General features: G+C 46.8%; 10 protein-coding genes. 3 read left to right on the forward strand and 7 right to left on the reverse strand.

Going from position 1 to position 13,126, the window contains the following annotated elements:
• The coding region (locus ACR2PX_RS17240) for a transposase (protein ID WP_434000597.1) at window positions 1–533 on the forward strand (533 nt) is incomplete at its 5' end.
• Between the two features lie 38 nt (window positions 534–571).
• Here ACR2PX_RS17240 and ACR2PX_RS17245 read toward each other — a convergent pair.
• The 3 genes from ACR2PX_RS17245 to pflB form a co-directional block, all read right to left on the reverse strand.
• Window positions 572–1,594: a hypothetical protein gene (locus tag ACR2PX_RS17245; protein ID WP_434000598.1), complete on the reverse strand. Its 1,023-nt coding sequence runs from the start codon at window positions 1,592–1,594 to the stop codon at window positions 572–574.
• 298 nt (window positions 1,595–1,892) lie between these two features.
• Window positions 1,893–2,624: a pyruvate formate-lyase-activating protein gene (gene pflA, locus ACR2PX_RS17250; RefSeq protein ID WP_434000599.1), complete on the reverse strand. Its 732-nt coding sequence runs from the start codon at window positions 2,622–2,624 to the stop codon at window positions 1,893–1,895.
• Between the two features lie 158 nt (window positions 2,625–2,782).
• Window positions 2,783–5,065, reverse strand: coding sequence for a formate C-acetyltransferase (gene pflB, locus ACR2PX_RS17255; protein ID WP_434000600.1), 2,283 nt, complete (start codon window positions 5,063–5,065; stop codon window positions 2,783–2,785).
• Between the two features lie 987 nt (window positions 5,066–6,052).
• Here pflB and ACR2PX_RS17260 point away from each other — a divergent pair.
• The gene (locus tag ACR2PX_RS17260) at window positions 6,053–6,457 is read left to right on the forward strand and encodes a hypothetical protein (RefSeq protein WP_434000601.1); all 405 of its coding nucleotides are present in this window, start codon (window positions 6,053–6,055) and stop codon (window positions 6,455–6,457) included.
• A 349-nt stretch (window positions 6,458–6,806) separates the two neighbouring features.
• On the opposite strand, the gene ACR2PX_RS17265 is transcribed toward ACR2PX_RS17260, so the two are convergent.
• The 4 genes from ACR2PX_RS17265 to ACR2PX_RS17280 all read right to left on the reverse strand — a co-directional run bounded on the left by ACR2PX_RS17265 (window position 6,807) and on the right by ACR2PX_RS17280 (window position 10,888).
• Window positions 6,807–7,265, reverse strand: coding sequence for a methylglyoxal synthase (locus ACR2PX_RS17265; protein WP_434000602.1), 459 nt, complete (start codon window positions 7,263–7,265; stop codon window positions 6,807–6,809).
• Between the two features lie 188 nt (window positions 7,266–7,453).
• The gene (locus ACR2PX_RS17270; RefSeq protein ID WP_434000603.1) at window positions 7,454–8,752 is read right to left on the reverse strand and encodes a sodium ion-translocating decarboxylase subunit beta; all 1,299 of its coding nucleotides are present in this window, start codon (window positions 8,750–8,752) and stop codon (window positions 7,454–7,456) included.
• 14 nt (window positions 8,753–8,766) lie between these two features.
• On the reverse strand, window positions 8,767–10,551 hold the full coding sequence (oadA, locus tag ACR2PX_RS17275; protein ID WP_434000604.1) for a sodium-extruding oxaloacetate decarboxylase subunit alpha: 1,785 nt from the start codon (window positions 10,549–10,551) through the stop codon (window positions 8,767–8,769).
• Window positions 10,552–10,603: 52 nt separating this feature from the next.
• Window positions 10,604–10,888, reverse strand: coding sequence for an OadG family protein (locus ACR2PX_RS17280; RefSeq protein ID WP_434000605.1), 285 nt, complete (start codon window positions 10,886–10,888; stop codon window positions 10,604–10,606).
• Window positions 10,889–11,584: 696 nt separating this feature from the next.
• Here ACR2PX_RS17280 and ACR2PX_RS17285 point away from each other — a divergent pair.
• On the forward strand, window positions 11,585–12,571 hold the full coding sequence (locus ACR2PX_RS17285) for a tRNA-dihydrouridine synthase (protein ID WP_434000606.1): 987 nt from the start codon (window positions 11,585–11,587) through the stop codon (window positions 12,569–12,571).
• The last annotated feature ends 555 nt before the right edge of the window (window positions 12,572–13,126 follow it).

Below are 13,126 nucleotides of genomic sequence, written 5' to 3' on the forward strand. Positions count from 1 at the left end.
CACAGCTAAACCGGGTCGCAGGTGTTGACCTGACAGATATTGACGGTATTGATGAGAGTACAGCCCTAAAGATCCTATCTGAAGTCGGGTTGGATATGGAGCGCTGGCGGTCTGCCAAACATTTTGCTTCTTGGCTTGGACTTTGCCCTGGTACCAAAATATCCGGCGGGAAGGTATTGAACCGCAAAACCAAGCGTATACCCAGTGCAGCGGCAATGGCCTTCCGGATGGCCGCTTTTACCCTGATGAATTCAAAAAGTGCGCTGGGTGCATATTGTCGAAGAATGAGAAGCAAACTGGGCTCGCCAAAGGCAATAACAGCTACAGCGCATAAGCTGGCTCGACTGGTTTACAGTCTGCTCAAGCACGGAAGTAAATATGTTGATGAAGGTCAGGATTACTATGAAAAACAGCATCAAGACAGAGTGATGAAAAGTCTGCAGAGAAAAGCAAAAGACATGGGTTTTATGCTAGTGCCCGCAGGAGCTGTCAGCGAAAGCCAGCACACTGAAAACTGTGCCAGCATCGGATAGTTACTCAGAAGAAGGCGGTGGGTATATTCCGCCCTGTATTAATGCCTGAGTCTCTGTAAAGCCCCAGCTCCCAAATGTGTGATCCCTACAACAACCCCCTGAATGGGACCTAATACAAAATGAGGGTATTTGAGCAGCACCAAAGCTGCCATAAACTTTACGACATCCATTAGCCAATCAACGGTACTGGCTGTTGATACACTAATATTTTCATTTCTTACAGTTCGAATGCTCACAACTGTGCCATTCAAATTAACCCTCTCATCAGGCTCAGGCCTCCTCGTAAAATTACCTGTAATCTCTTTAAAAACATCGAATACCTCATCTGAAGGAACAGAAACTTCCGCCTCCTCAACTGTCAGAAAGACATTTGGCACAATAACTGCTATCAGGTATGCACCCGGAACAATCACTAGATAGATCATAGAGCCAACAAACTGAGCAAGATATTTGCATGGGTGGGCCACTGTTTGGAAAAATGGCTGATACCAGGTCATTTTCTTTTTACAGTGCTTATTGCACTGATCAAAGTTCTTCTGAGCATCCCTTTTTTCAGGATCCTCCCCGCCATCAAAGGTTAACTGAGGGGCAACAACATAGTTAATGCTCTGTGGCGCATTACACACACCCTGTCCAACTGGACCTACAGGCACCATAGCTCGCCCACGAGTCCGAAGCTGTTGAGCCAGGGACTCGGAAAGCGCCTTAATATCAACACCTGCCACAACTTGAGTGCTTGTTGCAGCCTGAGTTGTCTGAGGATTAGTCTGAAGTTGCTGCAACAATGTGGCCGTAACCAACTGTTGTATCACTTGATTCAGTTGATTGGCATCCATCTGAATGGTATGAAGAGGCTGGTTATTCTCCGCTTCATTAAAAAATCCTTCTATAAAAGCAGGATCTACATCCGCATTAACATCAAAAACAATCTGGTTTGGATATAGGGTGGAAGGGAAGCATTGCATACCATTTTGTGGCTGCCCACTGGTCTGACACTGAAAGCCTGGTGGCAACTGATTGTTGAGCGCTAAATGGGTCATCCCATCCGGGAGCTGAACCATATATCGAACTTTACTGGAATCTGTAGGATGAGGCAGCTGAGTGACAAAATCAGAATAAGAGAACCCTGCAGAGCTGAGAGAAGCTGAACTACAGAGAACACAGACAGAAAAAAACACTAGAAATCTTCTGAATAAAGTTGCATTCGCCATACAGCTGCGCCATTAAAGTCGGACTTGGCATCAGATAATAGCCAATGCAACGTTTGCACACAGGAAAAATTTACATTTACTCCCAGCCTTCAATAGAGCAAATTGAAAGCTGGCAGAATTAGCTATAGCTTCTGTTCATATGGTGCAATTAATATGCTGCCGCAACGCCTCTTGAAGTAAACTCATCCCGGATCAGATCCAACTGCTCCTGAGTAGGAGGGGTCACTTTTTCCAGCTCATAAGTGTCGTTTAGGAAATCCCACTTGTGCACACCCAGACTGTGATAAGGCAGAATCTCAACCTTCTCAACGTTTTTCATGGGCTTAATGAATTCAGCCAGCATACGGGCGTATTGAGGATCGACGGTATAACCATCAACAACGACATAACGAATCCAGACAGGCTTGTTGATCTCTGCCAGGTATTGAGCAAAATGCTGAGTATGGCTGCCGGTGACATAGGTCAGCTTGTGATGTATTTCTTCATCCATGTGCTTGATGTCCAGTAGCACAAGATCGGTATTGTCCAACAAACGAATAATATCATCATTAATATGCTTGCCAAAACCATTAGTATCCAGACAGGTGTGAATGCCTTCCTTGCGGCATTCTTCAAACAGATCTGCGACAAATTCAGCCTGCAGAATGGGTTCTCCGCCAGTGACAGTCACTCCGCCAGAAAGAAAGTTATTAACTTTTTTGATTTCCCGAAACATTTCTTCGTGACTTTTCAGTTCTCCGCCTTCACGAAGATCCCAGGTGTCCCGATTGTGGCAATAACGACACCGCATCAGGCAGCCCTGCATAAAGACCACGTAACGGATACCGGGGCCATCGACGGTTCCAAATGAATCCATGGAGTGAACACGTCCAATTGCCATAACTGACCTCAACTCAAACAGCCACAAGTCGAAAATGCAGACTCACACAAAAGCATGAGAATAGCTGCAAACCCTCGTTAACTGAATTTTCAAAATAAAAAAATCACATAAAGAAGGCCGGCATAGTGCCGGCCTTGGTCATTCAAAACCCGAATGATTTACAGAGTAGCTGTAAAGGTGCGGGCAATGACGTCTTTCTGCTGTTCCGGTGTCAGGGAGTTAAAACGAACAGCATAACCGGACACACGAATGGTCAGGGAAGGATACTTGTCTGGGTTCTCAACAGCATCTTCCAGCATTTCGCGATTCAATACGTTCACGTTCAGATGCTGACCGCCTTCACGCTCAACCTCATGATGGAAGTAACCATCCATCAGACCGACCAGGTTACGTCGACGACCGTCTTCATCCTTACCCAGAGCTTTAGGCACAATGGAGAAGGTGTAAGAAATACCGTCTTTCGCATATGAGAACGGCAGCTTGGCTACAGAACTCAGGGAAGCCACTGCACCACTGGTGTCACGCCCATGCATTGGGTTAGCACCCGGACCAAATGGCTGACCTGCACGACGACCGTCAGGCGTATTACCGGTCTTCTTGCCATAAACCACGTTGGAGGTAATGGTCAGGATAGACTGAGTTGGAATCGCGTTACGATACGTTCTGTGTGAAGCCACCTTCTTCATGAAGGTTTCTACCAGTTCACAGGCAATAGCATCAACACGTTCTTCGTTGTTACCGAACTTCGGATAATCGCCTTCAATCTCAAAGTCCACTGCCAGGCCGTCTTCATCACGAATCGGCTTAACCTTGGCGTACTTGATCGCAGAAAGAGAGTCGGCAGCCACAGACAGACCGGCAATTCCGGTTGCCATGGTACGCACCACATCGCGATCATGAAGTGCCAGCTGGGCTGCTTCATAGGAATACTTGTCGTGCATGTAGTGAATAGAATTCAGTGCTGTCACGTACTGGGTTGCCAGCCAATCCATGAAATGATCCATGCTGGCATAAACAGTCTCAAAATCGAGCACATCAGCGGTGATAGGCGCAACCTTTGGACCAATCTGAGCCTTCAGCTTCTCATCAACACCACCGTTGATGGCATACAGCAACGTTTTCGCCAGGTTGGCACGAGCACCAAAGAACTGCATTTGTTTACCCACAATCATTGGGGATACACAGCAGGCTATGGCGTAATCATCACTGTCCATATCGGGACGCATCAGATCATCGTTCTCGTACTGGATTGAGCTGGTATCGATGGACACCTTGGCACAGAACTCCTTAAAGCCCTGTGGCAGAGACTCAGACCAGAGCACCGTAATGTTAGGCTCTGGAGAAGGACCCATAGTGTACAGAGTGTGAAGGAAACGGAAGCTGTTCTTGGTGACCAGCGTACGACCATCCAGACCCATACCACCAATAGACTCTGTCGCCCAGATAGGATCACCTGAGAACAGCTCATCGTAGTCCGGAGTACGCAGGAATCGGACCATACGCAACTTCATGACGAAGTGGTCGATCATTTCCTGGGCATCGGATTCAGTGATTTTGCCAGAATCCAGATCACGCTGGATATAAACATCCAGGAAAGAGGCGGTTCGACCCAGAGACATTGCCGCACCGTTCTGGGATTTAACGGCAGCCAGGTAACCAAAGTAAGTCCACTGAACCGCTTCCTGAGCAGATGTAGCAGGCTGACTGATGTCACAGCCATAGCTGACTGCCATCTCTTTCATCTGCATCAGGGCACGAATCTGCTCCATGATTTCTTCACGCAGCTGAATGGTCTGTTCAAGGTTCTCGCCAGATTCCAGAACAGAATCCAGTTCACCATGCTGTACTTTTTTGTCCGCAATCAGACGATCAATACCGTAAAGAGCTATACGACGGTAATCACCAATAATACGACCACGACCATAAGCATCTGGCAGACCGGTGATAACACCGGACTTACGACAGTTACGAATGGAAGGCGTGTAAACGTCAAATACACCCGCATTATGAGTTTTACGGTACTCCGTGAAGATTTTCTTCACCATGGGGTCCAGCTGCTTCCCATAAACTTCACAGGAAGTTTCCACCATACGGATGCCGCCATTGGCGATCAGTGCCCGCTTCAGTGGCTTATCTGTCTGCAAACCGACAATTTTTTCCAGATCTTTCTGAATGTATCCGGCTTCGTGTGAAGTAATAGTAGAAGGCAGGTCATGATCGAAGTCGATCGGAGCATGAGTTCTGTTTTCTTCCTTGATCCCTTCCATGACATCGTCCCAGAGACGACTGGTGGCTTCAGTGGCATCGGCGAGAAAATCGTCACCACCTTCATATGGGGAATAGTTTTTCTGGATGAAGTCCCGAACATTGACGCTCTCGGTCCAGTCACCCTGGGCAAATCCTGCCCAACCTGCAGGGAGTTCTTTGGCTTGAGTGCTCATGGATAGCAGCTCCTCGTGGTTGAAAATCTGTGATGAAGTGTTTGATGTAACTAAAGAATCGTCACACCAGAAAATAAACAGCCATGGGTGGTTCAAACCATTTTTCGTCAACCTCTGGACGATAAATTTTTCACCATAAATCCGTCACGAGAGCAAAACTTAGCTCATGAGATGCCGAACCACCCGAACCATGAAAATAACTATAGAACCTTCATAAGGTGCATTTTCACGGCAAAAAATACCTGACGAAGCAGAAAGGAAAGATGCATGAGTGTTGAGCTGTGTCAAAAACCGATCTCGACCACTCGGTATAATACCAGTTACCTTGCATCGCAGTGTCAGCATGACCGCTTTTCTGCCCGATGAAAACTGTCGTTCGATGAGTTACAAAATATATTAACTAATTGATTTCTACTATTGTGACCAATACCTATTAAGACACTTAACTAATTTTATCTGGCCGGATAAACAATTATACGACCACAAACCTCTTGATGACTGGCAAGGTAGCACAATCTTACAGAAAAAATACCCATCAAAAAGTAACAACAAGATCCAAATAGAAACAAACCCGAGCAAGCAAGATAACCTCTAAAATTTATGCATATATAAAGATTGAAGACATATAATCAAATCAACTTAACAGCCCGTTATTTTTTAAAAAGCCCCATCATTAATTCCAAATTAATAAAATAGTTATTAACAATTTTTCAACATGCAAAAATATTATTTAAATAAGCAACCTCAAAAATAATCGACTGCTATCATTGCCTCCAAACATTAATGCGCCATAAAGAAGCGTCAAATCAATCATAGCCATGAATTATGTATCGTTAATAAGACGACCTAACACTCCATTTCAAGTTACTAGGTACTGCCTTTTTTATTTAGGTATTGTTACCTATACATGCATTAATTGAGATTTAATACCATCGTCTCATAAATAAACAATTTAATTTCCGGGATGAATCTCCTTTGGAGGCAGTAATGAGCAAATACATTTACGCCACTGTTTATGAACAATTCACTGGTTTGAAACCACCTGAGCCAAAATCGCATAAACCCCGCAGAAGAAGAGGCTACGGCCACCCTTATAGAATGCGGTTAAACATGCAGGAATCGGAAGGTCAGGATGTGGAATCACTGTCCACCGAAGCCAGTCATTTCCAAGATGACGAGCTTGAATTCCAACCAGAACCACCCAGACCATCATTAAATCAAAGTCATCGACATCAGAATTATTCAATCAGAACGACCCCTCAAAAACCTATTGAGTGCCAAAGTATCATTGAAGAACACAAAGCATCTCACTCGCCGAAAGTGACCTATAAAAAACGTCGTCACTATGAGCCTGCCATAGGTTACGAGAGCGTAGATTCAGCCAGCTTATAAAGGCTAACTGCTTCCCGGAATTACATCATAAATTGACTGTCCGTAAGGTTTTTTCGGGCAGTTTTTTTTGAATCCTGTTTTGTAAAACCCTGAACTTATTAAAACTGTATTAGACCTGCTCATAAACAGGTTTATTTCTTCCTGACCTATCGGGAAAGAGATTTAAATCACACTTAAAAACCATCCACAGCCACCCATAACGACTCCTACAGGAATTACTCCCGAGAAATCAGGAAACATTTCCGGCACTGGTGTGTGAATCTTGTTTGTCTATGAAACAGCCTTTCTTCATAAGGAGAAGAAAAGCCATTTCATTCATCGGCAGTTCTATTAGAGCAGGTTGAATTTTTCAGAAGGGTCTGGATTTCAGATAATGCTCATAATCCGGTATTTTTCTTTCGTGACTTTGTCCCATCATCGCTGAAGAAAAGATAAATTCAGCTGAACTCTGGTTACAGGCCACTGGAATATTCCAAACGGCTGCAATTCTCAACAGGGCTTTTACGTCAGGATCATGGGGCTGGGACTCAAAGGGATCCCAGAAGAACACCAGCAGATCCAATTTGCTCTCAGAGATCAAAGCACCTATTTGCTGGTCTCCTCCCAGAGGTCCACTGATGAACTTTTTTATAGGCAGAGAGAGCTTTTTCTCAAGAAGGCTGCCCGTTGTGCCAGTGGCAAATAACTGATGATTGGCCAACTCATCACGATGACGCATGGCCCACTCCACCAACTCTTCCTTCTTTTTATCGTGAGCAACCAGTGCAATGCACTTTTTCACTGGAACGACATGTGTTTTATATTCCATAAAGAATATTCCGATACTGACAGAAAGATGACTGGAATATGTAACTGCTGACACAGTGGCTGTCAAACAGTATCCATGCAAGTGACTGAAAAAGGCGGGAATTGAATAAAAAGCAGACAGTATGTGGGAGAAAAGAGGTCGGTATAACTGAAACTACTGCTCCAGTTATACCTGAACGGGACTACTAATCAGCTGAGATACTTGATCATAACACCCGCTGCAACCGCTGAACCTATAACACCAGCCACATTCGGCCCCATTGCATGCATCAACAGGAAGTTCTGTGGATTGGCTTCCAGGCCCATCTTGTTTGATACTCTGGCAGCCATAGGCACTGCAGAAACACCTGCAGAACCAATCAAGGGGTTCACCTTGTTCTTGCTGACCTTATTCATCAGCTTGGCCATAATCACGCCAGTTGCGGTACCAATACCAAAGGCGATGACACCCAGTGACAGAATACCCAGAGTTTCCGTTTGCAGGAACTTATCCGCTACCAACTTGGAACCTACAGACAGGCCCAGGAAGATGGTGACTATATTGATCAGCGCATTCTGAGCAGTATCAGACAATCGCTCAACAACACCACACTCCTTCAGCAAGTTACCAAAACAGAACATTCCTAATAGCGGAGCCGCATCGGGTAGCAGCAACGCAACCAGAACCAGCAACAACATAGGAAAGACAATTTTTTCTGTCTTACTGACGGTCCGAAGCTGAGTCATAACGATCTTGCGCTCTTCTTCGGTGGTCAATGCTCGCATAATAGGAGGCTGAATCAACGGGACCAACGCCATATAGGAGTATGCCGCTACGGCAATAGCACCCAGTAGATGGGGAGCCAGTACACTGGATACGTAGATAGCCGTGGGACCATCAGCTCCACCAATAATGCCAATCGCCGCAGCATCTGACAGGCTGAAGTCCATGACGCCTGTCATGTTCAGCAGCACAGCACCCAGAACGGTGGCAAAGATACCAAACTGTGCAGCGGCACCCAGGAACAACGTTTTAGGATTGGCCAGCAGGGGGCCAAAATCTGTCATAGCCCCCACGCCCATAAAGATCAGCAGAGGTGCAATACCACTGCCAATGGCGACAGAGTAAAACTGATACAAAACACCGTTGATATAGCCTGCATCCGAGACCACACCATCAATAGACATTTGTATCGCACTGCCTGCTGCAGCATACGCAGCCAGCAATTCCTTACCCGCTAGCCCTTGTGATCCCAACAGACTGGAAATCACCTCCATGACTTCCGGCTTTGCCTGGTGAACAGCTATTTCTACCGCTGAATAGGCCAGACCTGCCTCAGGAATATTAGCCAGCAACCCACCAAAGCCGATCGGGACCAACAGCAACGGCTCAAATTCCTTTCGAATAGCCAGATAAAGCAATCCCAGACACACCAGAATCATGATCAGCTGGCCACCGGTCATGTTGTACAAGCCAGACCCGTGCCACAGGTTAAGAAGCTTATCCATAACTTCGCTCCTTATCAGGCAATGGCCAGCAGAGTATCGCCTACAGCAACACTGTCGCCTTCACGAACCCCTACGGAAGAGATAGTTCCTCCACTGGGTGCACGAACTTCGGTCTCCATTTTCATTGCTTCCAGAATCAGCAATACATCACCTTCCTGTACCACCTGACCGGGAGAAACATGCACCTTCCAGATATTCCCAGCCAATGGCGCAGGCAAAGGCTCTCCATCACCGGCAGGGGTATCAGACACAGCAGCGGCACTGATAACAGAGGTTTGATTAACAGAGGTCACATCACCTCCCTCATTAACCTCTACCACATAGCTGTTGCCGTTAACCTTGACGGTATAAACACCGCTATCGCCAGCCGCAGGAGCCGCTGCCTGTTCAACGGGTGCAGGCTCATTACCAGGCGCAGGCTCAAAGGCATCAGGATTGCCACGGTTTTCCAGGAATTTCAGACCTACCTGCGGAAACAAGGCATAAGTGAGAACATCATCAACCGTCTGCTCAGCCAGAGTGATTGCTTTTTCCTTGGCAATACCCTTTAGCTCAGTCGAGAGTTTGTCCATTTCAGATTCAAGAAGATCAGCCGGGCGACAGGTGACTGGTTCAGCACCATCCAGAACCCGGTTCTGCAGCTGGGCATTAAATGGCGCAGGCGCAGCGCCATATTCACCTTTCAGAATACCCTGAGTTTCTTTCGAGATGCTCTTGTAGCGTTCGCCCGTAAGAACATTCAACACCGCCTGAGTACCCACAATCTGGGAGGTCGGCGTGACGAGAGGAATATAACCGAGGTCTTCTCTGACTCTGGGAATTTCCTGCAAAACATCATCAAACTTGTCGCTGGCACCTTGCTCTTTTAGCTGATTTTCCATGTTGGTCAGCATGCCACCCGGAACCTGAGCCACAAGAATACGAGCATCGACGCCTTTCAGAGCACCTTCAAACTTGGCGTATTTCTTCCGCACATCGCGAAAGTAAGCAGCCACTTCTTCCAGCTTATTCAGATCAAGGCCGGTTGCTCTTTCGGTTCCAGCCAGAGCAGCCACAACCGCCTCTGTGGGCGTATGTCCGTATGTACTGGACATGGAAGAGATGGCCGTATCCACACGGTCAATGCCCGCTTCAATAGCTTTCAGAATTGACATGGATGAGAGACCGGAGGTTGCATGGCAGTGCAACTGAATTTCAAAGTCGGTTTCTTTCTTCAGCCTGGTGACCAGATCAAAGGCATCCGTCGGAGAAATAATACCCGACATATCTTTAATACAAAGTGAGTCGGCTCCCATGTCTTCAATCTGCTTGGCCAGATCGATCCAGTTTTCTTTGGTGTGTACAGGGCTGGTCGTATAAGAAATGGTACCCTGGGCATGAGCCCCTTCACGCTTCACTGCGGTCATGGCCTGAGCCAGGTTTCTCGGATCATTCATGGCGTCAAAGACACGAAATACATCCATACCATTGGCAACAGCACGCTCAACAAACTTGTCCACTACGTCATCGGCATAATGACGGTATCCCAGCAGGTTCTGCCCCCTGAGCAGCATTTGCTGACGGGTATTGGGCATAGCTTTTTTCAGAGCTCTCAGACGCTCCCAGGGGTCTTCACCCAAAAAGCGAATACAGGCATCAAAGGTCGCCCCCCCCCAGGTTTCCAATGACCAGTAACCAACCTGGTCGAGCTTTTCAGCGATGGGCAACATATCTTCAAGACGAAGACGGGTTGCGAAGAGAGACTGGTGAGCGTCGCGTAGAACAACGTCCGTTATTTCCAGCGGTTTTACGTCAGACATTGGCGTATTCCCCCAAACAGGCCAGAACCGGTTTTAATTTTTATAACTAATGCTATTTATTCGTTTTTGTATTCTTCGCACCAGAATCTCTGGAGCGGTGCATACGGATGGCTGCAGAAATCGCAGCCACCAGCTCGGTGTCGTTTTTATTGGCACCGTGTCTTACTGCGGGCCGGGCAGAAACAGGGCTGGCAGGTACAGGGTCAGGAAAGTAACGTCCAATAACCCTTGACATCAAAGAGGTGACAACCACCAGGGCAGACAGGAACAGAAACACAAAGCCCATTCCAAAAGCCATCAGGCTCAGGCCTTCTGACAAAAGATCAGATGGGGACATAGTCAGCTGGATCCTTTGTTATAGTTATTACCGTAAATTCTTCCATATCATCCGCATGATGAACAATATGACTGACTCACGGTTGTTTACTTTTAAACCTTTTTGCCCCTTTTACCGGGTCAAAACAGTTTGCTCTTATTATGTCTATTGCTGACAATGCAATTTCCAGTCAACTTTTAACGAAGCTTATCCTGCGACTGTTGACTCGAAACCAGTTCCGGAACGAAGCCCGAATACATCTCTGGCCTTACACGACAAAACCTTTCCTCCCCCCGAAGCAAAGTTCTGCCGCTTCTATAACGCACACTTCAAGCTTAAAAAATGAATTTTATTTCACATAAAATAAATAGTAACTCACCCAGAATAACTTGGTCGAGCAGCGTTTCTTCGTATCCAGAGGCATCGCCCCGCAAATCTACCCTGTCAGGGAAAAATAAGCAATTTACGAAATGCGCCCAGTTTCCAGAACAATTTCTGCCTTCCGGCGAAGATCATGAAAATGAGCACTCAACAAGCCCTACCCTAAACAGTCAGCCACCTCATTTAAACGTCCGTGTAAACTATATGCGGAGTCTATGTCTGTCTGTAATAAAAATGCATACTTTTGCTCCTCCTGCCTTCAGAAGTTACGACTTGTAGGTCCATGAAATTCTGTTAAATTGTCGCGTTTGTCCAATAGCGATACCTTATTCATTCATGAGCACTATAACCCTGGCCCCCATGGAAGGAGTCGTAGACTACCTGCTGCGAGAACTGTTGACAGAAGCAGGTGGCATTGATTTATGTGTAACCGAGTTTATTCGTATCACTGACACCCGACTGCCAACACAAACCTTTCACAGGATTTGTCCGGAACTAAAACACGATTGTCGCACCCGCAGCGGGACACCCGTCCACATCCAGTTTCTGGGCAATAATCCTGAAATGCTGGCCTACAACGCTGCCAAAGCTGCCAGACTCGGGGCACTGGGTATCGATCTGAATTTTGGCTGCCCTGCCAAAACAGTGAATCGCCATAAAGGCGGCGCGGTCCTCCTGAAAGAGCCTGAACTCATTCATGAGATTGTTTCCGCCGTTCGTAAAGCCGTTCCCGCAGAAGTCCCTGTCAGTGCCAAGATGAGACTGGGTTACCTGGACAGTGACCTTGCCCTGGAAAATGCCCAGGCCATAGAAAGTGCCGGTGCAAGCTCTCTTGTGGTTCATGCCAGAACCAAACTTCAGGGATACAAGCCTCCTGCTCACTGGCAGGAGCTGGTTCAGTTGCGAGAAGCCCTGTCCATTCCATTGATTGCCAACGGTGATATTTTCAAGGTGGAAGATGCCCACCGCTGCCGCGAGGTATCCGGCTGCCAGAACATAATGATTGGTCGGGGCATACTGCGTGATCCGGATCTGCCTGTTGCCATTGTAGCCAGCCAGCAGAACCCATGTCAGGAAGAACGCTGGGCACGCTCTCTGTCGCTCATCCAGCGGTTTACCGAAAAGGTGGTGACCCCACCAGAACGCCAGGATCAGGAACACCCTTATTATATTAACAACCCCAAACGTTACCTGGATGGCAGGCTTAAACAGTGGTTAAGCATGATGAGCAAAAGTTCGACCCATGCTCAAAGACTGTTTGAGAAAGTAAAACGGGAAAACTGCCTTCAGACTCTGTCGCACATGATTCAAGCCGCTTCCTGAATCAAACAGGCAATACTGTGTGGGTATTGCCTGAACTCCTGCATATAGTTTCTGACCCGCTGTCTTTAGAAGGCTCATTCAAACCCATTGCCGTACAGGCTGATTATGCTTATTCACTTCTGAAAGCTCCGTTCAGTATTGCGTCTGATTACACCTCTGATAGCTGTCGCTTTTATTACTCGCTCAAGAACCGTAACTTACACAGACAAGTCGTGTATAACCTGACTCAGAACCAACAGACAGATTCTTACTAACAAACTCTATCTTACCCTCGCCATTGACTTGTATCAGACAACAAACTGGTTAACCAGGGTTGAGCTGATCCCAGCGGATTTCAAGAGGGCCTTTTTGCGGAATGCATGTTAATTGATTCCCCTGACGACTGACGAGAACGCCAGATTCATTTGTGACTTTGCAGAAAAGAATCCCTAGGAGCCTGTCGGACTTAAGACTACTTCGGCCTAAATTCCAGAAAGAACGGCCCAATTATTCGATGAATTCGATTAAATAGGTCAACTATTCTCACGAATCCATCGAAGCTGTCTAGAACGCTCA

It is taken from the genome of Endozoicomonas sp., from assembly GCF_051008435.1.
In the GTDB taxonomy this organism is placed as follows: domain Bacteria; phylum Pseudomonadota; class Gammaproteobacteria; order Pseudomonadales; family Endozoicomonadaceae; genus Endozoicomonas_A.

Excerpts from the sequence above, each read along its gene's own strand:
- ACR2PX_RS17245 (WP_434000598.1), bottom strand. The coding sequence starts at position 1,594 with ATGGTTCAGCTCCCGGATGGGATGACCCATTTAGCGCTCAACAATCAG.
- pflA (WP_434000599.1), bottom strand. The coding sequence starts at position 2,624 with ATGGCAATTGGACGTGTTCACTCCATGGATTCATTTGGAACCGTCGAT.
- pflB (WP_434000600.1), bottom strand. The coding sequence starts at position 5,065 with ATGAGCACTCAAGCCAAAGAACTCCCTGCAGGTTGGGCAGGATTTGCC.
- ACR2PX_RS17260 (WP_434000601.1), top strand. The coding sequence starts at position 6,053 with ATGAGCAAATACATTTACGCCACTGTTTATGAACAATTCACTGGTTTG.
- ACR2PX_RS17265 (WP_434000602.1), bottom strand. The coding sequence starts at position 7,265 with ATGGAATATAAAACACATGTCGTTCCAGTGAAAAAGTGCATTGCACTG.
- ACR2PX_RS17270 (WP_434000603.1), bottom strand. The coding sequence starts at position 8,752 with ATGGATAAGCTTCTTAACCTGTGGCACGGGTCTGGCTTGTACAACATG.
- oadA (WP_434000604.1), bottom strand. The coding sequence starts at position 10,551 with ATGTCTGACGTAAAACCGCTGGAAATAACGGACGTTGTTCTACGCGAC.
- ACR2PX_RS17280 (WP_434000605.1), bottom strand. The coding sequence starts at position 10,888 with ATGTCCCCATCTGATCTTTTGTCAGAAGGCCTGAGCCTGATGGCTTTT.
- ACR2PX_RS17285 (WP_434000606.1), top strand. The coding sequence starts at position 11,585 with ATGAGCACTATAACCCTGGCCCCCATGGAAGGAGTCGTAGACTACCTG.